13 protein-coding genes are annotated in these 26,478 nt (G+C 70.4%); 5 read left to right on the forward strand and 8 right to left on the reverse strand.

The window, feature by feature from the left end:
• Nucleotides 1-43: 43 nt before the first annotated feature.
• The 4 genes from ACYU7G_RS00615 to ACYU7G_RS00630 all read right to left on the reverse strand — a co-directional run bounded on the left by ACYU7G_RS00615 (nucleotide 44) and on the right by ACYU7G_RS00630 (nucleotide 5,354).
• Nucleotides 44-2,443: a transglycosylase domain-containing protein gene (locus ACYU7G_RS00615; RefSeq protein WP_461103696.1), complete on the reverse strand. Its 2,400-nt coding sequence runs from the start codon at nucleotides 2,441-2,443 to the stop codon at nucleotides 44-46.
• Nucleotides 2,436-2,852 carry a DUF5318 family protein gene (locus ACYU7G_RS00620; RefSeq protein WP_461103698.1) on the reverse strand — a complete coding sequence of 139 codons (417 nt, stop codon included), beginning with the start codon at nucleotides 2,850-2,852 and terminating at the stop codon, nucleotides 2,436-2,438. The genes ACYU7G_RS00615 and ACYU7G_RS00620 overlap by 8 nt, the downstream gene beginning before the upstream one ends.
• Before the next feature lie 67 nt (nucleotides 2,853-2,919).
• Nucleotides 2,920-3,807, reverse strand: a complete 888-nt coding sequence (locus tag ACYU7G_RS00625; protein WP_461103700.1) for a mechanosensitive ion channel family protein — start codon at nucleotides 3,805-3,807, stop codon at nucleotides 2,920-2,922.
• Nucleotides 3,808-3,824: 17 nt separating this feature from the next.
• Complete coding sequence (locus ACYU7G_RS00630) at nucleotides 3,825-5,354, reverse strand: M23 family metallopeptidase (protein ID WP_461103702.1); 1,530 nt, start codon at nucleotides 5,352-5,354, stop codon at nucleotides 3,825-3,827.
• A gap of 162 nt (nucleotides 5,355-5,516) precedes the next feature.
• Here ACYU7G_RS00630 and ACYU7G_RS00635 point away from each other — a divergent pair, with 162 nt between their 5' ends.
• The 5 genes from ACYU7G_RS00635 to ACYU7G_RS00655 all read left to right on the forward strand — a co-directional run bounded on the left by ACYU7G_RS00635 (nucleotide 5,517) and on the right by ACYU7G_RS00655 (nucleotide 22,956).
• The gene (locus ACYU7G_RS00635; RefSeq protein ID WP_461103704.1) at nucleotides 5,517-6,956 is read left to right on the forward strand and encodes a CCA tRNA nucleotidyltransferase; all 1,440 of its coding nucleotides are present in this window, start codon (nucleotides 5,517-5,519) and stop codon (nucleotides 6,954-6,956) included.
• Between the two features lie 272 nt (nucleotides 6,957-7,228).
• The gene (locus tag ACYU7G_RS00640; protein ID WP_461103706.1) at nucleotides 7,229-16,198 is read left to right on the forward strand and encodes a metallophosphoesterase; all 8,970 of its coding nucleotides are present in this window, start codon (nucleotides 7,229-7,231) and stop codon (nucleotides 16,196-16,198) included.
• Nucleotides 16,199-16,347: 149 nt separating this feature from the next.
• Nucleotides 16,348-18,294, forward strand: a complete 1,947-nt coding sequence (locus ACYU7G_RS00645) for a DUF6049 family protein (RefSeq protein ID WP_461103708.1) — start codon at nucleotides 16,348-16,350, stop codon at nucleotides 18,292-18,294.
• Between the two features lie 189 nt (nucleotides 18,295-18,483).
• Entirely contained in the window at nucleotides 18,484-22,452 is a 3,969-nt protein-coding gene (gene murJ, locus ACYU7G_RS00650; protein WP_461103710.1) for a murein biosynthesis integral membrane protein MurJ, read from the forward strand.
• A 168-nt stretch (nucleotides 22,453-22,620) separates the two neighbouring features.
• Nucleotides 22,621-22,956: a hypothetical protein gene (locus ACYU7G_RS00655; RefSeq protein WP_461103712.1), complete on the forward strand. Its 336-nt coding sequence runs from the start codon at nucleotides 22,621-22,623 to the stop codon at nucleotides 22,954-22,956.
• 135 nt (nucleotides 22,957-23,091) lie between these two features.
• On the opposite strand, the gene ACYU7G_RS00660 is transcribed toward ACYU7G_RS00655, so the two are convergent.
• The 4 genes from ACYU7G_RS00660 to ACYU7G_RS00675 are packed head-to-tail and all read right to left on the reverse strand — an operon-like array spanning nucleotide 23,092 to nucleotide 26,465.
• On the reverse strand, nucleotides 23,092-23,832 hold the full coding sequence (locus tag ACYU7G_RS00660; RefSeq protein WP_461103714.1) for a FadR/GntR family transcriptional regulator: 741 nt from the start codon (nucleotides 23,830-23,832) through the stop codon (nucleotides 23,092-23,094).
• On the reverse strand, nucleotides 23,825-24,625 hold the full coding sequence (locus tag ACYU7G_RS00665) for an SDR family NAD(P)-dependent oxidoreductase (RefSeq protein ID WP_461103716.1): 801 nt from the start codon (nucleotides 24,623-24,625) through the stop codon (nucleotides 23,825-23,827). Before ACYU7G_RS00665 ends, ACYU7G_RS00660 begins: the two co-directional genes overlap by 8 nt.
• Nucleotides 24,626-24,630: 5 nt before the next feature.
• On the reverse strand, nucleotides 24,631-25,485 hold the full coding sequence (locus tag ACYU7G_RS00670; RefSeq protein WP_461103718.1) for a carbohydrate ABC transporter permease: 855 nt from the start codon (nucleotides 25,483-25,485) through the stop codon (nucleotides 24,631-24,633).
• Entirely contained in the window at nucleotides 25,485-26,465 is a 981-nt protein-coding gene (locus ACYU7G_RS00675) for a carbohydrate ABC transporter permease (RefSeq protein WP_461103720.1), read from the reverse strand. Before ACYU7G_RS00675 ends, ACYU7G_RS00670 begins: the two co-directional genes overlap by 1 nt.
• Between the last annotated feature and the right edge of the window lie 13 nt (nucleotides 26,466-26,478).

Genomic DNA, 26,478 nt, shown 5'->3' on the forward strand with positions numbered 1-26,478 from the left:
GGGAGCGGCCCTGCCGTCCCGGGTTGCGCAGTGTGACGACGCGCTACTCCTGCGACGGCGCGGCCGGGGCACCGCTGGCCCCCTCGCCCGACCCCCGGCTGGCTCCCTCTCCCGGGGCACCGCTCGAGCCCTGGCCCGGTTCACCGGTGGGCTCCGGCTCCTCGGGTTCGTCGGTGGGCTCCGGGGGCGTGGACGACGGCTCGGGCTCCGGCTCGGAGGTGGGCGGCGTCGTCTCCTGCGTGGGGGTCTGCGTGGGCGTCGGTTCCTGGGTGGGGGTCTGGGTCGGCGTCGGGGTCTCCGAGGGCGTCGGCGTCTCCGAGGGGGTGGGGCTCTCCGACGGCGTCGGCGACTCGGACATCGTGGGTTCCGGCTCCTCGCTTGTGGGCGACTGGCTGGGTTCCTCGTCGCGGCCGTCGATGGGCTCGGGCTCGGCGAAGTCCAGCACCTCCATGCCCTCGGTGGCCTGGGCCATGTAGTCCACCCACGTCATCAGCGGGTAGCCGGAGGCGAAGAAGGTCCGGTCCCCCGGACGCTTGAACGGGACGAGGTCGCCGTTGCCGCCGTCGCCGGCGACGTACATGACCGCGGTGGAGATCTGGCGGGTGTAGCCGACGAACCACGCCGAGGTGATGGTCTCGTCGATGCCGTTGGTGCCGGTCTTGCCCGCGACGGGGCGGCCCAGTTCGGAGGCGCGGCGGCCCGTGCCCTCCCGGACGACGCTGGTGAGCGCGTCGGTCACGTTCGCGGCGACGTTGGGCTCGATGGTCTGCTCCGCCGAGTCCGGCGCCTCGTAGAGCACCTCCCCGAAGCGGTCCTCCACCCGCAGCACGATGTGGGTGTCCTTGCGCTTGCCCTCGTCGGCCAAGGTGGCATACGAGTTGGCCATGTCCACCGGGCTGACCTCGGCGAAGCCGAGCGCGATCCGGTTGTGGGCGTCCCAGCCGGCGCCGGTTGGGGCCCCGGCGTCGTTGGCGGCCTCGATGATCTTGTTCGGGCCGTCCTGGATCTGCTGGGTCATGTCCACGAACGCGGTGTTGATGGAGTCCGCGATGGATCGCCGAAGTGTGACGGGCCCGTACTGGGCCTGGTTCTGGTTGTTGATGGTCTGGGTGTCGCCCGTGGGGGTGAAGGTGTTGCCGTTGAGGACGCTGTCCAGCGAGAAGCCGTTGCGCAGGCCGGCGACGGCGGCGAACGCCTTGTACGTCGAGGCCGCCGGACGGGCGGTGGTGGCCCAGTTTCGGGAGTTGCTGACGTAGTCGGGGCCGCCGTAGAGCGCCAGCAGGCCACCGGTGTAGTTGTCCACCGACGAGACGGCGATGTGCAGGTCCGAGGCGCTGACGTCGGTGGTGGAGTCCTCGGCCGCCAGCTGGGTGTAGTGCTGGGCGGTGGTGGTGGCCGCGGCCTGCATGCCCTTGTCCAGGGTGGTGACGATCTTCAGTCCGCCGCCGGAGATCTGACCCTCGGTGAAGCCGAGCTCCACCATCTCGTCCTCCACCATGGAGATCAGGAAGCCCTTGGGGCCGCCGTAACGGTTGTTGATGGGGACCTCCGGGAACTCCGGGAGGTTGTCGACGGAGGCGTCGTACTCGGACTGGGTGATGGTGCCCATCTCGAGCATGCCGCCCAGCACGTAGTTGTAGCGGCCGCGGAGGCGCTCCAGCTTCTCCTCGCCGCCCGAGGGGTTGAACCCGGCGGGGTTGTTCAGGATGGCCGCCAGCGCCGCCGCCTCCTGCAGGGTCAGTTCCTCGGCGGTCTTGAGGAAGTAGGACTTGGCCGCGGCCTGGATGCCGTAGGCGCCGCGCCCGAAGTAGATGGTGTTGAGGTAACCCTCGAGGATCTCCTCCTTGGGAACCTCCCGGCCCATCTTCACGGCCAGCACCAGTTCCCGGACCTTGCGGGAGAAGGTCCTCTCCGAGGTCAGGTACAGGATCTTGATGTACTGCTGGGTGATGGTGGAGCCGCCGCCCTGGATCTCGCCGCCGCGCACGATGCTCCACATCGCCCGTGCGATGCCGCTGACCGAGAACCCCGGGTCGTCCCAGAAGGAGCGGTTCTCCGCGGCGACGACGGCGTCCTTCATGACCTGCGGCATGTCCGCGAAGTCCATGGTGACGCGGTTCTGCACCGCCAGCGATCCCAGCTGGTTGCGACCGTCGTTGTAGTAGATGAAGGTCGTGTTGGTGGTGAAGTCCTCGTTGGGGTCCGGGAGGTCCGTCGTCGCGTAGAGCAGCAGGAAGCTGCCGATCCCGGTGAGCCCGAACAGGACCACCGCCACCAGGCCGATGATGCCGACGCGGCCCCAGATCCTGCGCGCCGTCGACTTCTTCTTCCCGCGCTGCGCCGAGGACTTGCGGGGCTTGGCGCCCGCCTTGACCGGCTTCCGGTTCGTCTTCTTGCCACTCGACTTCTTCGCAGCCCGCTTCGGGGTCTTGCGTTCAGCCATATATGTCCTCAACCGTCTTCCGCCTGCGCGGCGGCTTGCGCTTGCGCCCGTCGCCCAGCAGGTATGCCTTGATCATGTGGTTCCACCCACACTCGGTGCAGACCTCGACGACGCACACCTTGAACTCGCCGTACTCGTCCTGCATCTCCTCCAGTTCCTTCGTGGACTTGATCCGTCCCGAGTACTGGCCGAGTTGGTCACCGAAGACATAGCTCAGGTTGAGCAGTGGTCCGTGGCTGCACATGGGGCATCCGACACTGGACTCCTCCCCGTGGTGCAGTGCCGCGCGGACCAGGAGCGGATCTGCGTCGCAGACGTCGGGCCCCATGACGCGCGACGGCCTCCGCGCCGCCTCGAGCGTCGCCCGCCGCTGCAGCGCGTAGTCAACTTCCTGCCGTTTGGACCACATCACGTCAAGAGTAGGCGCGCACGCAAGCAAGGTGGTGCCGATTCCGGCCAAACGCTCGCCGGTCGCCTCAGGTGGCGCTGGGTGGCACGTCGGCGGTGCCGGGCAGGATGGGGCCGCGGATCCCGGCGGCGGCGACGGCGCGCTTGGCCCGCAGCCGAACCTCGCGCATGGCACCCCACTGGCTGTTGGCGGTGGTCTTGATGAGGATGTTGAGCGTCATGGTGCCGCCCGCCATGGAGTCCACGCCCAGAACGGTGGGCTCCTGCAGCAGCACCTGCTCCCACTCGGGCTCCTGGTCCATCCCGGTGACGGCGCCCCGCAGCACGGAGGCCACCTTCTCCGGGTTCTCGTCGATCGCCACCGGCACCTCGATGATGGCCGTCGAGAAGCCCTGGGAGATGTTGCCGAGGGTCAGGATCTCGCCGTTGCGCAGGTACCAGACGGTGCCCGCCGCGGTGCGCACCTTCGTGACGCGCAGGCTGACCTCCAGCACGGTGCCCGTGATGTCACCCACCTCGATCAGGTCGCCGATGCCGAACTGGTCCTCGGCCAGCATGAAGATGCCGGACAGGTAGTCCTTGACCAGCGACTGGGCGCCGAAACCGATCGCCAGGCCACCGACGCCGGCCGACGCCAGCAGCGGCGTCATCGGCACCCCGACGATGGCCAGCACCGTGAGGACCGTCACCACGGTGATGACCACGTCGACGACGTTGGTCAGCAACGAACCCAGCGTCGAGACGCGCTGCTTGTGCCGCTCCAGCGCCAGACCGCTGGCGCGGGCGAGCAGCATCTGCGCCTTCGCGCCCATGTCATCCGCGGACTTGTCCGGGCCCTTGGCCGCGAGGGTCCGGGTGACGCGCCGGATCACCAGCTTCAGGGAGAATCGGAGGACTATCGCCAGGACGAGGACGACGACGACCAGAAGGACGCGCTCGAGGATTTCAGCAGGCATGCATCCATCTTGCACGCTCAGCCGGCAGTGGCAGTGCTCTCAGACGTGGCGGTGGGCGTGGCGCCCGGGGTGTGGGTGGCATCCTGCGTGCCCGTGACGCGCGCAGATGCCGAGGCCGAGTGGCCGTACGTTCCCGAGGGGGTCACGTCGTCGGCGCTGGGCGTGATCGTGCCTGAACTGGACCCGCTCGGGCTGGGCGCGGTCCCACTCGGACTCGGGGCGGTCCCGCTCGGACTGGGCGTCGTCCCACTGGGACTGGGGGCCGGTTCGCTGGGCTCGGGTGTCGCTGTCTCGCTCGGTTCATCCGTGGGTTGTGTCGAGGGCGTTCCGCTGGGACTGTCCGTGGGTTCCGGGGTCTCGGAGCCGGTTTCGGTCGGGTCCGGCGTGTTACTCGGGTCCGCCGTTGGCGAGGCACAGGGCTGCGGGGTCTCCCCTGGGGCCGCTGTGGCGCCGGGCGCGGGCGACTCGGAGCAGCTCGGCTGGGGCGTGCCGCAGGGTTGCGCCGTCGGACCCGCGGACGGGTCGGCGCCCGGGCCCGCGCTGGGTGAGGGCGCACAACTCGGCTCGGGGGTGCCGCACGGATCGGTAGTCGGGTCAGCGGTGGGGCCGGCCGTGGGGTCCGCCGTCGGACGGGGCGAGCAGCTCGGCTCCGGGGAGGTGGTTGGCGTCGGCGACGGGCTGGCGGTGGCCGTCGGGCTGGGCGTCGACGACGGCGGGAGGGTGGCGCTGGGCGTGGGTGAGGGGGTGGGCGACGCCGTCGCGCTCGCGGTGGGCGTGGCCGCCGGCCGGTTGTTCATCTGGGAGGTGTCGATGTCCACCGCCTCGCCGTTGAGCCACTGCTCCGGGTTGGTGTACCAACCGTTGGCGATCACCTCGAAGTGCAGGTGGCAGCCGGTGGAGTAGCCGGTGTTGCCGACGCGGCCGACGCCCTGGTGCACGGCCACCTGCTGACCCACCCGCACGCCCACGGCAGACAGGTGGTTGTAGGTAGTGACGACGTGGTGGCCGCCGATGCGGCCGTGGTCCACGCGCACCTGCATGCCGTTGCCGCCGGCCCAGCCCACCTTGGTCACCTTCCCGGCAGCCGCGGCGCCGACGGGGGTACCGCAGGCGGCGGCGAAGTCGAGGCCCGTGTGCAGCTTCCAGACGCGCAGGATGGGGTGGAACCTGTTGCCGAAGCGCGAGGTCTTGCGGCCGGAGACCGGCTGGGACAGCAGGGCACCGGTGGGCAGGTCGACAGCGGGCACCGAGTACTGCGAGGCCGACGGCGACGCACTGGCCGCGGCCATCGTCGTCGGCTCGAGGCTGGGCAGGCCCACCGCCAGCAGTTCAGGCGCCTCCGGCGGTGCAAGCTGCACGCGGGAGTCGCCCCTGTCCGCATCCACCTCCGCCTCGGGTGTGGGGCGCGCGTCGACGGGGGGTGCTGACTCGACGACGGGCACCGCCTCGACGTCGCTCTCCCCCATCGTCGTGTAGGCAACGGCCCCCGTCAGGGCAGCAACGATCCCGACGGCAACAATGCCTGAGCCGATTCGTCGCTTGGCCACGTCTTCCCTCTTTCGAGTCAACGCTTCCAAGGGAAACATGGAAGGGGTTCAACACGCCAGAGGTACGGGGCAACCGCTCAGCTTCACACGGCGGGACCGGCGCGGCGGGCAGCGACACGGCCGTGTGACCCGAAGCATTGCGAACACGTAGACTGTTCCCCCGTGCCGAGCCTCACCCAAGCCCAGAAGAACGCCGTCGAAGAGTTGCTGCGAATCTCCAGCATCATCGACGAGCTCGGCGACCTGTTCCACCGTGCCGGCGAGACCCTCTACCTGGTGGGCGGCTCCGTGCGCGACGCGCTGCTGGGCGGCCTCGGCCATGACCTGGACTTCACCACCTCGGCACGCCCCGACGTGACCGCGCGCCTGCTGGCGGAGTTCACGCCGACGACGTGGGACATCGGCAAGGCGTTCGGCACCATCGGCGCGCTCAAGAAGCACGACGGCCAGGAGTGGCAGATCGAGGTCACCACCTTCCGCGCCGACGCCTACGAGCCCGACTCGCGCAAGCCCGTCGTCGCGTTCGGGGACAACCTCGCCGACGACCTCGTCCGCCGTGACTTCACCGTCAACGCCATGGCCGTCGACGTCCGCACCCGCGAGTTCATCGACCCCCACGGCGGCCTCGAGGACCTCGCCGCCGGCGTCCTGCGCACCCCCGCCGCACCGGAGGTGTCCTTCTCCGACGACCCCCTGCGCATGATGCGCGGCGCCCGGTTCGCGTCACGGCTGGGATTCCGGGTGGCCCCCGAGGTGGAGGCCGCGATGAAGGCGATGTCCGAGCGCATCAACATCGTCTCCGCCGAGCGGGTCCAGGGCGAGCTGTCCGGACTGCTGCTGACCGACGCACCGCGCGCCGGCCTGGACCTGTTGGTGCGCACCGGCATCGCGGACCACGTGCTGCCCGAGCTGCCGGCACTGAAGCTGGAACTCGACGAGCACCACCGCCACAAGGACGTCTACGAGCACTCCCTGATCGTGCTCGAGCAGAGCATCGACCTGGAGAAGGCGCGCGGCCACGAGCCCGACCTGATCGGCCGGATCGCGGCCCTGCTGCACGACATCGGCAAGCCCGCCACGCGTCGCTTCGAGGGCAGCAAGGTCACCTTCCACCACCACGACGTCGTGGGCGCCAAGCTCGCCGCCAAGCGACTGCGGGCGCTCAACTACCCCACCGCCGTGGTGAAGGCGGTCAGCCACCTGATCGAGCTGCACCTGCGTTTCCACGGCTACTCCGAGGGCCAGTGGACCGACTCGGCCGTGCGCCGCTACGTCCGCGACGCCGGCGACCAGCTGGAGCGCCTCCACATCCTCACCCGTTCCGACTGCACCACCCGCAACAAGGCGAAGGCCACGCGGTTGCGGCGCGCGTACGAGGAGTTGGAGTGGCGCATCGACGAGCTGAACGCCCAGGAGGAGCTCGCCGCCATCCGCCCCCACCTCGACGGCACCCAGATCATGGAGATCCTCGGGATCGGACCCGGGCGTGACGTGGGGATGGCGTACAAGTTCCTGCTGGAGCACCGCCTCGAGCACGGCCCTGTCGAAGAGGCAGCCGCGCAGCAGTTGTTGCTGGACTGGTGGGCCGAACGGCAGGCCTGATCCCGGCCCGCACGTCGGTGGAGCGGACAGCACCGCAGACGGAGCCGTCAGCTCGGGTCAGCCCACCCGCAGACGAGAGTGGAGCGGACAGCACCGCAGACGGAGCCGTCCGCTCCAGCCCCCATTGACACAGCGCCTAGTCAACCCGCGGTAGATGGCGGGATTGTTCACCAGGGCTTAACCCGCGGGACGCCTGTTGGTAACCAGGAGTTGGCCGAGCGGTTCCCCCGCCTCAATAGCGTCGGCGGAGTTGTCGTCTCCAGGGAGCAAACATGTCTCGACTTCGGCCGTTCGCCGGAATCATCGTCGCCCTCGCACTCCTCCTCGGCCTCGCCCCGTCGGCGCGGGCCGCGGACCCGATCGAGGGGGTGAGCGGCGCCGGGACGGCGGAGTCCCCGTTCCTGGTGGACACCCCGGAGAGGTTCCAGGTGGTGGCCGAGTTCGTGAATGCGGGCGCACCTGACAGCCACGTCCTGATCACCGCGGACCTGGACTTCGACGGCGCCACTTTCACCGGCTTCCAGACCCTCACGGGCGTCCTGGACGGCGGCGGCCACACCATCTCCGGCGTCACCTACGCCCACACCGCCGACGACGACGCGGACCTGGGCCTGGTCAGGAACCTCACCGGCGGCACCATCCGCCACTTGGTTGTCGACGGCGTAACCGCCACGGCGCGCGACTACGTGAGCGCACTCGCCGTCCGCGCCACCAAGGGCGCCGTCATCGAGGGCAACGCCGTGGTGAACGCGGACCTGCACGCCCAGCAGCAGAACGTGGGCGGCCTCGTCGCCTGGGCGCAGGACGACGTCACGGTCACGGGCAACCTCGTCCACGGCAGCTTCACCGCCAGCAGCTACCCGGCGGCAGTGGTGGGTTACGGCCGCTACTTCATCGACATCACCAACAACCTCGTGGACGCGGACCTGCACGCCACCGGCAACCAGGCCCGCGGCGGCATGCTACTGGGCTACCAGGGCAACCCCACGCGCGACGAGCCCAGCACCATCACCGGCAACGTGCTGTTCGCCGGAGACCTGTCCTGGTCCGACGCCGCCACGGTCACTGATCCGGGCCGAGCGGTCCGCGCCCACCGCTCCACAGGCTTCGCCGTTGCAGACAACCTCGCGAACGAGGGCATCGCCGTCGGCGGCATACTGCCCATCGCACCGGGCACCGACAACCAGCACGGCACCGACACCACGGCCGCACAGCTCGCCGACCCGGCCACCTACGAGGCCCTCGGCTGGGACCTCTCCGCTGCGTGGCGCTGGGACGCCGGGCTCTCCCACCCCGTCCCCGCCGGCCTGGCCGCCACACCCGTCTACACCTCCAACGGCACCCTCCCCATCGACGACGACGCCCAGCCCATCGCGGGCGTCGAGGGTGACGGCACCGAGGCCTCACCGCTCCTGGTGACCGACCTCACCGACCTCCTGGCCGTCGCCGACGCCATCAACACCAACGCCGCCGCCTTCGGCGCCGCGCACGTCCACCTGGCCGCCGACGTCGACTTCGCCGGCGCCACCTTCACCGGCATCGAAGCCTTCTCCGGCGTCCTGGACGGCAACGGCCACGCGATCCGCAACGTCGTCTACGGCCCGTCGGAGACCGCCGCGGAACTGGCGCTGGTGCGCAACCTCACCGGCACGGTCCGCAACCTGGTGATCGACACGGTCTCCGGCACCGGCAGCGCCAACGTCGCCGGCATCACGACGACGGCCAGCGGCGGAGCGGTCATCACCGGGAACGCGGTCATCAACGCGGACCTGACCTCCACCGGCCAGTACGTCGGTGGCCTCGTCGGCAACGCGTCCAACGGCGTGACCGTCACGGACAACTGGGTCCACGGCCTGTTCACCTCGGACCGCTACCCCTCGGCGCTGGTGGGCTACGGCCGCTACGACGTCGTGATCGAGCGCAACCTGATCGACGCCCGCACCGTCTCCACCGGCTCGCAGGGCCGCAGCGGGCTGGCGCTGGCCTACCAGGGCTCCTACTCCGGTACCGGGCGCGAAACCTTCGTGCGCCACAACGTCGTCCACAACGGGCAGGTGGACTGGAACCTGCCGGGAGATGCGGGCCGGATCGCCGGTGTCACCCGCGACGCGGGCTTCATCATCACGGAGAACCTCGCCAACGAGGACGTGACCGTGGGCGGCGTCGTCCCCGAGGCCCCCGGCGTGCACGAGAAGCACGGCACCCCCACCACCCCCGAGGCCCTCGCCCTGCAGACCACCTACACCGAGCTGGGCTGGGACTTCGACGCCGCCTGGCGCTGGGACGCCGAGCTGGCGCACCCACTGCCCGCCGGGGTGGTGGCCGAGTTCACCCTCGTCCCCCACACCGAGTACACCGGACCCGTCGAGACCCCCGAACTCGAGGGCGTCGATGGTGCGGGCACCGAGGCGGACCCGTACCTGGTGGCCGACGCCGCCGGACTGGCCACCGTCGCGGCGGCCATCAACGCGGAGCCCGCACTGTTCGGCTCCGCCCACTACCGCCTCACCGAGTCAATCGACTTCGGCGGCCAGGTCTTCGAGGGCATCGACACCTTCCTGGGCACCCTCGACGGTGACGGGCACAAGATCTTCAACATCTCCTACGGACCCTCCGCCTCCAGTGCGGACCTGGGCCTGGTCCGCGTCCTCAGCGGCGGCACCGTCCGCAACCTGACCGTCGACGGCATCTCCGCCCACGTCTCCAGTAACCAGACGGTCTCCGCCCTGGTGGTCAACGCCAACAACGGCGCCGTCATCGACGGCAACTCGGTGTTGAACTCGGACATCAGCACCAACGCCCAGTACGCCGCCGGCCTGGTGGCGAACTCGCAGAACGGCGTCGTGATCACCAACAATTGGGTGACCGGCACCTACACCGCCAACCGGTACCCCGCAGCCATCACCGGCTACGCCCGCTACGACGTCGTGATCGAGGGCAACCTCGTGGGCGCCACCATCGCCAGCACCGGCTCCATGGGGCGCGGCTCCATGGTGATGGCCTACCAGGGCTCCTACTCCGGCACCGGCCGCGAGTCCTTCGCCCGCAACAACGTCGTCCTCGGCGACGAGATCACCTGGCGCTCCTCGGGCGATGCCGGCATCATCACCGCCGCCGCCCAGGCCGCCGGCTTCGTGTTCACAGACAACCTGGTGGACGAGGGCATCACCATCGGCGGCTCCACCCCCGAATTCCCGGGCGAGAACAACAAGAACGGCACCCCAACCGGTGCCGACGCACTGGCCCAGCAGGACACCTACGAGGCACTGGGCTGGGACTTCGAAGCGCAGTGGCGCTGGGAGGAGGCCCTCGGCCACCCCGTGCCCGCGGGCAACGACTACCTGCTGGGCTCCGGCACCGAGCAGCTGCCGTTCCAGATCTGGTCCACCTCGGACCTGCGCCGCTACGCCGAGCAGAACACCGCTGGGCCGTTCTCCGGTGACAAGCACGTCGAACTGCTCGTGGACCTGGACTTCACCGGCGAGGAGCCCTTCCCCGGCATCGCCGAGTTCTCCGGCACCCTGCACGGAAACAACCACCAGCTGGCCAACCTGGTGCTCACCGGCGCCGAGCCCGGACTGGTCGGGACCCTGACCGGCACCGTCCGCGAGCTGCGGCTGGTGGACACGCGGGTGGAGACCGACGGCGAGGGCCCGGCCGCCACGGTGGCCGCGCGCTCCGTCGGCGGCCACGTCGAGGCCGTCACCGTGACCGACGCCACCGTCTCCGCACCCAACGCCACTGCCGCGGCGGGCTTGGTGGCCGTCGCCTCCGACGGCGCGGTGGTGAGCGGCAACGACGTCGTCGCGCAGGTGGCCGGCGGCGGGATCGCCGGTGTGCTGGTTGCAGACGCCGCAGGCGCCACCATCGAGGAGAACATCGTCGAGGGCGAGGTCTCCGGCTCCAGCCACGCCGGTCTGTTGGCCGGCCGCGCGGTCGACGCCACCGTCGCCCGCAACGTCGCCTACTCGGGCACTGTCGGGGCGGGCGAGCAGGCGGGCCGCATCCTCGGTGAGGGCACGGCTACGGACAACGTGGCGCTGGCCACCATCACGGTCGGCGGCAGTCAGGTGGCCGACTCCCCGGCCAACGGCACCGGCACCGCACTGGAGGTGCTGCAGACCCGCGCACCCTACGACGCGCTGGGCTGGGACTTCGTGGACCTGTGGCGCTGGGACCTCGAGCGGCTGCGCCCGGTCATCAAGTTCGTCGCCCCGGAGGACCTCCCCAACCGGATCACCGCCACGATGTTCTCCGACGCCGGCACCGAGCGCGGGTTCACCTGGTACCAGGCGGCCGAGGCCTCCGAGCCCGCCGTGCTGCTGAGCACGGACCCGGGTTTCGCCCCCGAGGCCACCTTCCAGGTGTCGGGCACCGCCCGGGACGCCGCGAACGGCGGCCGGGTCTACCAGGCGGTGGCCACGGACCTCGAGCCCGGCACCACCTACCACTACCGGGTGGGCGACGCCCTGACCGGCGTCTGGGGCGCCACCGGCGAGTTCTTGACCGCCGACGGTGATGACGGGTTCAGCTTCGTGAACCTCACCGACACGCAGGCCAAGGCCCGCGAGGAGGCCCAGCTGGCCGCGCAGACCATGGCCTTCGCACTGGAGGCGGCCCCGGAGGCGGAGTTCCTGCTGCACAGCGGCGACGTGGTGCAGGACGGCTACTTCGAGCAGGACTGGATCGACCTGTTCGGCGCCTCCCAGGAGCAGCTGCTGGCCACCACGATTGTGCCGGCCTCCGGCAACCACGACCTCTACGACAACTCGTTCGTGGACCACTTCATGCTGCCGGCACCCAACGGGCAGGACACCACCACCGGCGCCTACTACTCGTTCCGCTACGACAACGCCCACTTCATCGTCCTCAACACCAACGAGGACCCGGGGCAGGCGATCACCGACGAGCAGGCGGCCTGGGTGCTGGCCGAGGCGACGGCGGCCCGCGCCGACGGCGCCGACTGGGTGTTCCTGAGCATGCACAAGGGCATGTACACCCCCGCCGCGCACGCGGAGGACGCAGACATCATCGCGATGCGCGAGGTGCTGCTGCCCATCGTCGCGGAGGCCGGGATCGACCTGGTCTTCCAGGGCCACGACCACTACCTCGCCCGCACCCTCCCGCTCACCCATGACCCCGACGGCCCCGCCGGCGGCAAGGCCGTCGAGGCCGCCGTCTACACCGAGCTGAGCGGCGGCATCCGACGCGAGTACACCGTCGACCCCGACGGCACCATCTACTACCTGCCGCAGACCGCCGGCGCCAAGCACTACAACCAGCTCACCGACGCCGAGTCCTTCGACGCCGAGGCCTACCTGCAGCTGTTCGACCGGCTGGGCACCCCGCGCAACAACCGCGCCGAGGTGTTCTCCACCGTCGACGTGACCGGCGACCGCCTCACCATCGACATCTACGAGGTGAACTCCGCGGGCCGGCCGCAGCTGATGGAGGGCTTCGGCATCGACAAGCTCGTCGACGACGTGGACGCCCAGCTGGCGGCCCTGCCGTCGGCGCAGGACGCGACGGTGGCCGACGCCCCCGCCGCGGCCGCGGCCCGCACGGCCGTGGCGGCACTGTCCGCCGAGCGCCGCGGCGCACTGGCCAACCTGGAGCGGCTGGAGGCACTGGAGCAGCGCCTGCGTGAGCTGCAGGGCCTGGTCAGCACCGACGGCTCCGTGGTGGCGTGGGCCGATCCCGCCGCCACCTCGCGGCAGGCGTTCTCCGTGCGCAACGACACGGACAAGACCTTCACCGAGACCCCGGTGCGGGTGGTCATCGCCGCCACGCCCGACGTCGCAGCCTCGACGCTCGCGTTCTTCGACACCGACGGCGCACCGCTGTCCCACGAGGTGGAGAGCTGGCAGACCGGCGGCAGCTCCGTCGTCTGGGTGAAGCTGCCAGAGGTGACGCGTGAGACCACCACCGGCCTGTGGGCCTACTTCGGCGGCGGCAACCCGGACAACCGCCCCGCCGACGTGTGGAGCAACGACTACCTGCTGGTGGAGCACTTCAACGCCGACATCGCCACGGGCGGCGGCCACGTCGACTCCACCGGGCGCGCCACGGGCGAGCTCCTCGGGGCTCCCCTGACCACCACGGTGGGCGACGACGGCACCGCCTGGGCAGCCTTCGACGGGTCCAGGCTGCAGTACCCCGGCAACATCGGGGCGGACCAGCGCGCACTCAGCGTGAGCGCGGTCTACGCCTTCGACGCCCCCGCGGTGGGGGCCGGCGGCGCGGTCGTCGGCAAGCAGTACGCCGGCGAGCCGCTCAGCAACAGCTACGCCCAGGTGCTCCGCCCCGGCGGCCAAATGCAGGCGTCGCTGGGCGCGGACTCCCCGGACATCGAGGTGCCCGCCGACGGCCAGCCGCACCTGGTGACGCAGATGTACGACGGCATGACGTATGCCGTGTTCGTCGACGGCGTGCAGGCCTTCGAGTCCAAGGTGGAGTTCGCGCTCACCTCATCGGACCACGCGCTGCCCACCACCATCGGTGACCTGTTCACCCGCGACGGCACCCTGGCGGCCCCGTTCGTCGGCCGGATCGAGGGCGTCCAGGTATCAGGGCAGCCGTTCATCCCCGAGTTCGAGCGGTTCCGCCACGCCATGCAGTTCGGTGACGCCGTCACCGCAGGCGCGCTGGTCACGAAGGGAGGCGAGCTGCCGGCGATCGTGGTGGGCAGCCCCGCCCCGGGCACAGAGCTGGAGAACGGGCTGGTGGACTTCACCGGGACGCTGTCAGAGCGCTCCCGCGTGGTGGCCACCCTGGACGGCCGGACCGTCTTCGACCAGCAGGTCGACGCCGGCGACTTCACCGTCGCCGTGCCGCTGAACGCGCTCGGCGAACAGGTGGTCACGTTCACCGCCACGTCGGAGGCGGGAACCTCCGCCCCGGCCGAGGTCGCCGTCGTGCTGGCCGACACCGTCGCCCCCGGGGCCGCGGTCATCACCGACGACGCGGCCGGTTCCAGCGAGGTGGAACTGACCGCAGACGTGGCAGCCGAGGACCTGGAGCAGGTGCGGGCGGACTTCCACCTGGCACCCGCCGCGGCACTGACCGACGCCAACGTCACCGTCCGCACCGGCAGCACCACGGACCGGGTGCCGGACGCGCTGACGCCCACCTCGGGCGAGGTGGCGGGCGAGCTGCTGCCCACCACCGTCGGGGAGAACGAGAACCCGTTCCAGGTCTACGAGATCGCCCTCACCCCGGAGCAGGTGGAGGCCGGTGCGCTGCACTGGACCTGGACCGGCACCGGCGACGACAGGCGCGTCTCCGCCTGGGTCTGGTCCCACACCACCCAGTCCTGGGTGCTGAAGGACGACGCCCACGCCGAGACCGACGGCGGCACCGTCGGCCTGGACGTGCAGGTCACGCCCGAGGACGACGCCGTCGATGACGGGAAGCTCAGCCTGCTGGTGTGGCGCGGCCTGCTGGCCGAGCCCTTCGGCGAGGACCACGCCTACGACCAGGCCCCCGACGGCGCGGACTTCGACTGGGGCTTCGTCCACATGGGCGACACCCAGCTGTACTCCCAGTCCACGCCGTGGATGAAGCTGGACATGTTCGAGCACCTGGTGGACGTGGCCGACGAGCGCAAGACGGAGATCGTGCTGCACGCCGGTGACTGGGTGAACCGCCAGTACCAGACGGATGAGTTCCAGTGGGCGAGCGTGGACCCGGCGGCCCAGATGATGGAGGAGGCCGACATCCCGTACATGGTCTCGTGGGGCAACCACGACTACGGGCTGGCCCGCAACGAGAACCTGATGCTGGACAAGTACTTCCCGATGTCCCGCTTCAAGGACTCCGTCGAGGGCTCGCCGTTCACCTTCGGCGGCTCTCAGGGCAACGACAACTTCTACTACACGGCCGAACTCGACGGTGCCCAGCTGCTGTTCCTGGCAGTCGGCTACTACTCGGCCGAGTACGCCGATGACAACGAGTTCGCCTGGGCGCAGGAGGTCATCGAGTCCCACCCGGAGCACACGGTGATCATCGCCACGCACCACCACCTGTGGGCGCGCGGCACCCCGACGCCGTACGAGGACCCGATCAGCAACCCGCTGGTCCAGGAGCACCTCGTGGAGCCCTACGCCAACGTGAAGCTCGTGCTGAGCGGACACCAGTCCGGCACGCTGGTGACTGACTTCACCGACGCCGAGGGCAACACCACCTACGGGATCCTGACCGACTACCAGACCAGGGCCTGGGGCGGCCACGAGTTCTACCGCACCCTGGGCGTCGACGCCGAGAACGGCCTGCTGTACTCGACGACGTACTCTCCCTGGCTGGACCGCACCACGTCCGACTCGCGCTGGAACAACCCGGTGCCGGACCACGTCGAGATCGAGGGCTACCACGGCCACGACGCGGAGAACTTCGTGCTGGAGCTGGACCTCGGCTCCCACACGGTTCGGACGCTGGGTGCCCAGGCCATGACCCTGTCCGCGGGTGAGCCGACGCTGGTGGGCTCGGAGACCGTCCGCGGGGCGGGCAGCGTCACGGCCGTGGCCGGCGACGTCGTCGCCGAACAGGAGTACCTGTACTGGGTGGACCTGACCGACGAGGCGGGCAACACCACCCGCAGCGCAGTGCAGTCGTTCGTCGTGGCCGAGGAGCCGGACGTCGAGCCCTCGCCCGAGCCGAGCGAGGAGCCCAGTGAGGAGCCCAGCGAAGAGCCTAGTGAGGAGCCCTCGCCGCAGCCGACGGTGACTGTCACGGCCACGCCCGACCCGGCGCCCACGGTGACCGTCACGGCCACGCCCAACCCGGCACCGACGGTGACCGCCACGGCCACCGTCACGTCGGCCCCGGAGCAGGGAGATCTCTACTCGACGCCGGGCTTCCACAACGTGAATGGCCGCCAGTGGTACACCGAGTGCGAGCCGTACTCGCAGACCATCCGGTGCACCACGTCGATCTGGGCCACCACGGTCACGGAGGTGGACGGCAGGTTCGCGTCGGTGAACAAGTGGGTGTTCAACAACCTCACCTACCTGCCGCAGATGACGCGCGCGGCCTGGGGCGACAACCCGCTGGCCAACCCGGGCACGTGGACCGCCGCCGACGGGCGCCAGTGGCGCACGGTCTGCGACACCGCGGAGACGGGTCGGGGCGGTTGCCGGACCTACGTGATGGCCAACTTCGTGTCGTCGTCGCAGGCCGCCGACGGCACCTGGACCCACGGCTGGGACTCCGGTTGGGTGTTCAACAACATGGTCCGCTTCCGCTGACCGACCCGACACGCCGCGTGGAATCGGGGCAAGGGGCACCCGCGCCCCTTGCCCCGATTTCCGTCGGCGGGTCGGGTCGCCGGTGGGAGGACCGGGTGCCACACCCGGGGCCAGGCCGGGCCACGCGCCCGGCCGACTACGATGGTCCGGTGACCGCCACCCGCACCTGCCTCCGCGCCCTGCTCGCGGCGCTGCTGGTCCTGGTGGCGTCCGTCGCGGTGGCCCCGACGGCGCGGGCGGAGGACGGCCTGACCATCGACGTCACCATCACCGACGTCTCCACCCCGGTGCTGGACCTCTCGGACCCGGAGCAGGTGGTGGAGATCAGCGGCACCATCATCAACACCTCGGCCACACGCGTGCGCTACGTGGCAATCAACTTCTGGCAGTCCAGCGACCCGATCACCACCGACGACGAACTCGCCGCGGCGATCGACTCGGCGCCCATGGTTCCACTTGGGGAGCGGACTGAGCCCTGGTCTGAGGAGTCGGGCCACATCCAGGTGATCACGCGGGGCAACGACGAGTGGTTCGAGCCGGGCGACCGCGCCACGTTCAAGGTGCACGCCACCGTCGCGGACCTGGCGCTGCCCACCGACGAGGCCGTCTACCGGTTGGGCGTCCACGTGCGCGGCATCCCGGAGGCGGGCGACGGGAACGTGACGGTGGGGCGCGGCCGAATCCTCGTCGTCGCCAGCCAGGACGCCCTCGAGATCGCACCAGTGGTGAAACTGGCCGCCGCCCCCACGCGGCTGGCCACCGGCGAGTTCGTCGACGACAGTCTGCTGACCGACATCGAGGGCCGCCTCGGCCAACTGCTGGACACCGCCGAGACCGACGGCACGACGGTCCTGCTGGACCCCTCATTGCTGGCCGAGGCCACCGCACTGGGCGAGCCGCACGTCGTCGGCGACGAGGAGCACGAGGGCCACGAGTCCGCCGCCGACTGGGCGCGACGCGCGCGGGCCCTCGCCACGGACGGCGACGCGCTGCGGCTCCCGTTCGCCAACCCGGACATCCCCCGCACCGTCGCGCAGGACAACCTCGCGCAGGTGATGGACTGGCAGGCCACCGCCGTCGCGTCCGAGCCCACCCGCTCCCTGCCGCTGGCGGTGGACCTCGGCGAGGGGGCCACGGACGCCGACACGGCACGGCTCGGGCAGTTCGGCATCGGCACGATCTTCGCGGACAACGTGATCGGCGAGGGCACCGGCACCGGCGGCATCGTCGGCGTGGACCAGATCGAGCAGACGGGCATGGGCCCGGGCGGCCGCGACTCCGACGCCCAGCACCTCACCCGCCGCCTCGCCGAGGAGTTCGTCGCCGAGAGCCCCCGCGTGTACCTGCTGCGCACCCCGGCCGACGTCGCGGCCCTCGGCACGCTCGAGCACAACACCCTGGTGCCGGTCCCCGACAACGGCGGCGGCACGGCACAATTCGCGCCCACCGCGCAGGTGCCGCAGCCCAGGCTGGAGCTGCTGGCCCAGCTGGAGGAGATCCGCTCCCGCGCGCAGTTCCTGCAGGACCTCACAGGTGAGTCGGACCCGGAACTCCTCGACGTCCTCTCCGCCAAGGCGTCGTCGTCGGGGTTCGTCGATGAGGCGGCCGCCATCGCCTACGTCGACGCGCACCCGTTGGCCACCGTCGACACCAACCAGGTCACGATCACCGCCGCCCAGCAGCTGGTGATGGGCTCGCGCACCAACGACTTCCCGGTGACCGTCACCAACGGGCTCGACTTCCCCGTGACCGTGCGGCTGGTCTTCGACAGCGCCTCCCCCCAGCGCATCCACGTGCCACCCACGGACTTCGTGACGATCGACCCGGGTCAGAACCTCTCGGTCAACATCTCCCCCGAGGCCACCTCGAACGGCGTCGTCGCGGTGGAGGCGTCCCTGCAGACCCGCGGCGAGGAGAACTTCGGCCTGCCGGTCACGATGGAGATCACCGCCACCAACCTGGGCAGCGTCGGCTGGATCATCATCATCGTCTCCGGCGTGGTGGTGCTGGGCGGCACGTTCCTGCGGATCCGGGCGGTGCAGCGGGAGAAGGCCAAGCACGGTGACGCGCCGGACCAGGCCCCCGTCGTCGAGTAGCGCGACGGCCTGCCAGGAGTTCCCGCCCGGCTTGTTCGTTCCCGCCCGCCCAGTAGGACGGGCGGGAACGAACAAGCCGGGCGTGTTCGCACCTGACCGGTTCCCGGCGGTGCGCCACAGCCCCGCCGGACGCACCGGGTAGATTTCCCCCTGACCGGGTTTCGACCGTGGCCGGCGACGAGGAGAGCAGTGAGTCAGGTAAGTAGCACCAAGAAGTTGGTGTCTGCCAGCGCACTCATGGCGTCGGGGACGCTCATCTCCCGGGCCCTCGGGCTCGTGCGGGTGATGCTGATCGCCCTCATCCTCGGCAACGGCACCCGCCAGGCCGACATCCTCGCGCTGGCGACGATGGTGCCCAACTCCCTCTACATCCTGTTCGCCGGCGGCGCCCTCAACACCGTGCTGGTGCCGCAGATCGTGCGCGCCATCAAGAACGACGCCGACGGTGGGGAGGCCTACACCAACCGCATCATGACGGCGTTCATGCTGATCGTCGGCGCGGTGGCGGTGGTGGTCACGGTGTGCGCGCCGCTGATCACGCAGCTCTACTCCTCGGAGGCCTGGCGCGCGGAGGAACTGGCGGCGCAGTACGCGTCGATGGTGGCACTCACGTACCTGACGTTGCCGCAGGTGTTCTTCTACGGCGCCTTCTTCCTGCTGGGCCAGGTGCTCAACGCCCGCGACAAGTTCGGCCCCATGATGTGGGCGCCCATCGCCAACAACGTCATCTCCGTGCTGGTGCTGTGCGTCTACCTGTTCGTGTGGGGCACCGACGGCAACACGGGCGCGGCGTTCACCACCCCGCAGGTGCTGCTGCTGGGCATCGGGTCGACGGTGGGCATCGCCGCCCAGACGCTGGTGCTGGTGCCCTACCTGCGCAAGGTGGGCTTCCGGTTCCGGCCCCGCTTCGACCTCAAGGGCACCGGCCTGGGCAAGACGTTCTCCCTGACCAAGTGGACCATGGGCTTCGTCGCGGTCAACCAGATCGTCCTCGTGATCGTCACTCGGCTGGCCACCTCCGCCACCGCCGGCGGCTCCGGTTCGGGCTACAACGTCTACTCCAACGCCCACCTGATCTGGATCCTGCCGCACTCGCTGATCACGGTCTCGCTGGCGACGGCGATGCTCCCGAACGCCTCCCGACTGGCGGCCTCGGAGAACTTCCGCGGCGTCGCGCAGGAGGCCACCAAGACCATCCGGCTGGCGCTGATCCTGCTGGTGCCGGCCGCCGTCGGGTTCTTCGTGCTGGCGGACCCGATCGCCGCGCTCCTGTTCGGGCACGGCCAGGGCACCGAGGACTCCCAGTACGTCGGTCTGGCGCTGATGGGCTTCGCCGTCGGGCTGATCCCGTTCACCGTCCAGTTCGTGTGCCTGCGCACCTACTACGCGCTCGAGGACACCCGCACCCCGTTCTTCCTGCAGCTCGTGATCGCAGGTGCCAACGCGGGCCTTGCGCTGCTGTTCGTGTGGCTCGTCACCGACCCCGGCCTCGTCGCCGCCGCCCTGGCGCTCGCGTACTCCGTCGCCTACCTCGTGGGTGTGTTCGTGAGCTGGCAGCTGCTGAAGCGGCAGGTCCCCGAGCTCGCCGGCGGGCCCGTCGCGTTGCACATCGTGCGGCTGCTGCTGGGCGCTGGCCTGGGTGGTGTGGCCGCCTACTTCGTGTCCCGACTGGTGGTCGGCTGGCTCGGCGAGGGCATCCTCGGCGGGGTGGTGGCCATCCTCGTCGGGCTGGTGCTGATCGGCGCGGTCTACCTCCTGGTGGGCCGCCTGCTGCGGGTCCGCGAGCTGACGAGTCTGTCCGGCCTGGTGAACATCGTGCGACGCCGTGGCGCCGTCCCCGCCGAGTCCGAGCCGGGCCCCGCCCGGACCCGCAAGCGCAAGCCCGCCCCCCAGGCCGAGGTGACCGACGACGGCTGGGACGTCGACGAGGACCACGAGTACTCCGCGGGCAGCATCGCCGCCGGGCTCACCGAGGACCTGATGCCCACCCAGCTCACCCCGGCCATCAGCCTCGACGACGACTTCGAGCCCAGCCTGGCCCCCGGCCGGCGCGCCGAGCCCGCGCGCCCCGTCGCCGCCCCGGAACCCGAGCCCGAGCCCAGCATCCCGCTCTACCGCGACGAGCTGACCGGCGACGCCCCCGAGCCGGCCGACGAATGGGCCGAGCGCGCCGACTTCGACGAGGAGTCGATGCAGGAGACCCGCCTCCGGCCGCCACTGGCCGGCCCCGGCGCAAGTGCGCTGGCCGCCGGTGGCGCCGCGGCACTCTCCGGCGCCGCACCGGCCCCCACCCCCGTCCCGGGCCTGCCCGGCGACGACGCCCCCGCCGACGACCTCCCCGCCGACGACGACGCCGCGGAGGAGACCGACCGACAGGACTCCGCGGACATGGAGGCCGGCGGAGAGCCCGAGCCGGCCACCGACGGGCAGCCGGCCGACGAGTCGCTCGAGTACCGCCCGCTCCCGCCCATCGCCGTCCCGGGCCTGCTGCTCAGCACCCGCTTCCGCACGGACGAACTGCTCGCGAAGCGAGACAGCATCGAGACGTGGCGCGCGCATGACCTGGTGCTCTCCCGCGACGTCATCGCCCACGTGCTGCGCACCGAGGACCCCCGCATCCCGGACGTCCTCGACGCCGCGCGCAAGGGCGCCGTCGCCACTGACTCGCGCTTCCTGCGGGTGCTGGACGCCGTGGAGGTCTCGGACCACGAGAACGAGGTGGGCGCCTACGTGGTGTGCGAGTACACCACGGGCAAGAACCTGCGCGAGATCCTCGGCTTCGGGCCGCTCAGCACGCTGGAGTCGGCGTGGATCGTGCGGGAACTGGCCGACGCGCTGTCCAGCATGCACGCGCAGGGCCTGTTCCACGAGCACCTGACGCCGGAGAACGTCATCATCACCAACAGCGGCGACGTGAAGCTCGTCGGCTTCGGGGTCGAGGCGGCCATCTCCCTCGAGACCCGCGCCACCAACTGGACCGACAGAGAGGCCTCCGACGTCCACGGCCTGGCCAAGCTCCTCTACGCCACGCTGGTGCAGCGCTGGCCCGGCGGGCCGGACTTCGGGATGGAGGCCGCCCCGATCATCGCCGGGGAACCGGCCAGCCCCCACATCGTCCGCGCCGGCGTCTCCCCCGCCCTGGACCGCATCACGTCGGCGACCCTCACCGAGCGCGGCGCGGCGGCGGAGCGCCGGATCACCACTGCCGGCCAACTGGCCGCCTCCTTGTCCGAGGTGCTGGGCACCGCCGACCCCAGCTCGGACCTGGAGCACCGCGTCCGCGCCGCCCGCGGCTCCGTGCCGAAGCGCTCGGCCGAGCCGCTGGCCGAGCAGGGCGGCAGCATGCTGCCCGAGGACTCCAACGTCATGATGGCGGCCGTGCCGCGCGAGCCGGAGCCGGCCCCCATGGCCGCCGCCCCGCCCGTCTACACCGGCCCCCAGTCCCATGCCGACGACGCTCCCGAGGAACCCGAGGACTACGACGAGGTCGAGGCCGCCGACACCCGTCCGCCGGGCCGGCGCGCGCTCTGGCTGCTGGTGGCTTTCGTGCTGGCAGCGCTGGTGATCTCGCTCGTGGTGGTGGCCATCAACAACGCTGAGCAGAACGCCGGGCAGGACCCCACCAGCACCACGCAGCCCACCAGCGGCGACGGCGAGACCACCACGTCCGGCGAATCCACCGCACCCACCGGGCCGTTCCAGATCGTCGGCGGCGCGGACTTCGACCCGGCCGCGGACAACGGCAACGACGAGGAGAACCCGGACTCGGTGCCCCTCGCCTTCGACGGCGACCCGGCCACCGGCTGGCCCACCCTGCGCTACCACAACAACCCGGAGATGGGCGGCCTGAAGCCGGGCGTCGGTCTCGTGCTGGACCTGGGCGAACCCCGCCCCGTGGCCGAGGTGGAACTGCTCTTCGAGGCCCCCGGCGCGACGGTGGAACTGCGCGTCCCAGCGGACGCGACCGTGACGTCGGCACCGATGACTTCGGAGTCCGAGTGGAGCGTGCTGGCCACCCAGGCCGACGCACCCGAGACCACGGTCCTGACCGCCGATGCCGCCACCGAGACCCAGTTCGTGCTCATCTACCTCACCAAGCTCCCGCAGGTGGAGGAGGCCCGATTCCTCGCGCAGTTGAACGAGGTCACCGTCCGCTGAGCGCAGATCAGCAGACGTCTGATCTCTATGAGTGAGCGAATGTCAAACACCAGCGGCCCGAGCACCTCACCGACGACGGCGCCGCCCGTGGACCTGTACCTGACGCCTGGCTTCCACGAGGTGAACGGCCGCCATTAGTACACCGAGTGCGAGGACTACTCGCAGACGGTGCGCTGCACCACCGACATCCACGGCACGCAGGTGGAGCTCGTCGACGGCCGCTACGTCGCCACCACCGGCTGGGTGTTCAACAACCTCACCTACGCTCCGCTGATGACGCGGGCCCTGTGGGCGTCCAACCCGCTCGGGTTTACCGGCGAGTGGACCGCCGCCGACGGTCGCGCCTGGCGCACCGAGTGCGACACCGCCCTCACCGGGCGCGACGCCTGCCGCTCCTACACCTGGACGAGCTTCATCGGCTCGGGGCAGCTGCCCGACGGCAGCTGGCGCCCCTTCCCCGACGCCGGCTGGCTGATGAACAACATGGTCCGCTTCAAGTCCTGAGGGTCCCCCGAGGAGGTTTGCCACCGCTAGGTCAGTTCGCCACCGCTGTAGCGGTGGCAAGCTGACCGAGCGGTGGCAAAGTTCTGCACGGGACAGGTGGGGGCGGCAGCGACCACACTTTCCCTGGTCGCCCCGCTAAGCGCCGACGTCGTCGGCGAACTCCTTCAGTGTCTCCTCCACGATGACGCGGGCGCGTGCCTCGGCGGCTTCGGGGTCGCGCTCGGTGATGGCGCGGGCGAGGTCCATGTGACGGTCGACGGAGGCGACCAGCATGCTGCGCATCCCGGGGCGCAGGTCGGAGCTGCGGATCATCAGGATGGCCCAGACGGTGTCGGCGAACTGGGCGATGACGTGGTTGCCACTGCCTTGGACCAGCAGCGAGTGGAAGTGGGCGTCGGCGTCGAAGAAACCGTGCCGGTCGCCGGAGAGGATGGCGCGGCCCATGGCCTCGGCGTTGGCCATCATCGCCTGTCCCAGCTCTGGGGCGGCGCGCATGGCGGCGAGGCTGGCGGCGACGGCCTCCACGCCGAGACGCAGCTCCAGCAGTTCCCGCTGCTGCTCCAGGTAGTTGGCGCCGCGGCCGCGCCAGCGGATGACACGGGAGTTCAGCAGATCCCACGACGTCATGGGGGTCACCCGGGTGCCGCGGTGCTGGCGCGCCTCCACCAGGCCGAGGGAGGACAGCGTCCGCATCACCTCACGCATCACGGAACGGGAGACGCCGAAGTTCTCGCACAGCTGCTCGGTGACCAGCACCTCACCCTCGGCCAACCTGCGGGAGACGATGTCCTCACCCAGCCGGTTCAGGACCTCCCCGAACAGACCGGCGTCCGCGCGCCCCGCCCCGCCCCGTCGTCGGTGGTAGTCCTCATTCATTCCCGGCGCCCGTCGCCGCGGCCGACGCGTAGGCGCGGGCGGGCAACTGGGTGGCCAACTTGCCGCCCGAGACGTCGATCATGGTGCCGGTGATGTAGGAGGATTTGTCGCTGGCCAGGAACACGAGCAGCTCGGAGACCTCGCGGGCGGTGCCCCAGCGTCGCAGCGTCAGCATGTCCAGCAGTTCCTTCTGCTGCGGCTCGGGCAGCTCTGTGAATCCGTTCAGCGCGGTGGGGACCATGCCGGGAGCATACGCGTTCACGGTGATGTCCCACGGCCCCAGTTCACCGGCGAGCGCGCGGCTGTACTGGGCGACGGCGGACTTGGCCGCCGCGTAGGCCGCGGACCCGATCATGGGCACGATGGCGGCGAAACTGGCGGCGTTGATGATGCGGCCGCCGCGCTGCCGCTTCATGGTGGGCACGACGGCGCGGCAAGTGTTGAACACGCCCTTGACGTTGACGTCGAAACAGAAGTCCCAGCCCTCCTCCGTCATCTCCTCCACCAGCCCGTTGCCGCCGACGCCGGCGTTGTTGACCAGGGCGTCGACGCGTCCGAACCGGGCCACCACCTCGTCGACGGCCTGCTGCACGGCGGCGCCGTCGCGGACGTCCACCACCTGCACGGGCACGTCCCGGCCGATGGCCTCGACGCTGGCTTCGAGGTCCGTGCGGTTGACGTCCAGCAGCACCGGGACGGCGTCCTCCTCGGCGAAGGTCCGGGCGATGTCGCGGCCGATGCCCCGGCCGGCGCCGGTGACGATGACCACCTTGTCCCTCAAGTCGATGTGCACAACCCTCACCCCTTGGTCGCGCCGGCGCTGAGGCCGGCGACGATGTAGCGCTGGAAGAACAGCGAGATCACCATCATGGGGACGGTGATCACCACCGAGGCCGCCATCAGGCCGCCCCAGTCGATGCTGGCGTAGGAGACGAAGTTGAAGATCGCCACCGGCAGGGTGCGGGTGTTCTCGCCGGCGAGGATGAGGGCGAACATGAAGTTGTTCCAGGAGAAGATGAACGACAGGATCGCCGCCGTCGCGATGCCGGGGGTGGCCAGCCGCAGCGTGATGTGCCGGAACGCCCCGATGGGGGTGAGCCCGTCGATCTGGCCGGCCTCCTCCAACTCCTCGGGCAGGGACTCGAAGAACGACAGCAGGATCCACACGATCAGCGGCAGCGAGACGAACATGTGGCTGAGCACCAGCCCCGTGTAGCCGCCGACCAGCCCGAGCTGCGCGAACACGTAGTACCAGGGGATCAGGAGGCTGACGCCGGGGATGATCCGGGCCACCAGCACCCCCGAGGCCGAGCGCGTCATCCGGAACCGGGCCATCGCCCACGCCGCCGGCACCCCGATCACCAGCGAGATGGCGGTGGCCAGGAAGCCGATGTAGAACGAGTTCCAGATGAACGGCAGGAAGTTCTCCTGGCCGAACACGGTCTCGTAGTTGGTCCAGGTCAGGTCGAAGTTGAACAGCGTGCTCGGGTCCGTGATCTGCAGGTTGGTCTTCAGCGAGGCCAGCACCATCCACACCATCGGGACGAGGAAGAACAGCAGGATGGCGACGATGGCCGCCACGCGGAACACGGAGTAGGCCACGGCCGCGGGACGGCGACGGCGACGCACGGCCGTCACGGTCTGGGTGGACATCACAGCCTCCCCTTCCGGCGGGTCAGCACGAGCCCCGCCACGACGATGACGATGAAGAAGAAGAACAGGATCAGCACGGCGCTGGCCTGGCCGTAGCGGTTGTAGTCGAAGCTCAGCGAGTAGGCCAGCACGTTGAGGGTCTCGGCCTCGTGGAACGAGCCACCGCCGCGGCCCTTGGTGGCGTACAGGATGTCGAAGGTCTTCAACGCGTCGATGGAGCGCAGGAGCACCGCCGTCACCAGCGTGGGCATCAGCAGCGGCAGCGTGACGTACCAGAACCGTTGGAAGCTGGAGGCGCCGTCGACGCGGGCCGCCTCGTCGGGCTCCTCCGGGATGACGGTGAGCCCGGCCAGCAGGATCAGCGCCACCATCGGCGTCCACTGCCAGATGTCGACGAACATCAGGGTGGGCAGCGCCTGCGTCGACGACGACAGCCATGGTTGGATCGGCAGGCCCAGCGTCCGCAGGATCTCGTTGGCGGCGCCGATCTGGGGCTGGAAGATGAGCATCCACATCATGCCGACGGCCACGGGCGTGGCCACCAGCGGCAGCAGGATTACCACCCGCACCCAGCGCTCGCCGCGGAACGGGCGTCGCAGCAACAGGGCGATGGCCATGCCCAGCACCAGCTCGATCGCCACCGCACCGACGGTGAAGTAGATGGTGCGCCACACCGCCGGCCAGAAGCGGTCCGAGGCGGTCAGCAGCGTGACGTAGTTCTCCAGCCCGATGAAGGACACGTCCCTGGTCACCGAGCCCTGCGCGTTGGTGACGCTCAGGTAGATCGTGTACGCGATGGGGAACGAGACCATCGCGACGATGAACGCCACCGCGGGCGCGGACAGCACCCACTTGCGGTGCCGGTTGGCCCAGTGCACCCAGTTGTCCCAGAGCCGGCCCGGCCCGGTCCGGGGGGCACGCGGCCCCCCGGACTCGAGCTTGGTGGCCAGCGCCTGCGTGGCTGCTGACTCCTGCCTCATGTCACTCCTCCCG

The sequence above is a fragment of the Tessaracoccus terricola genome (assembly GCF_054776555.1).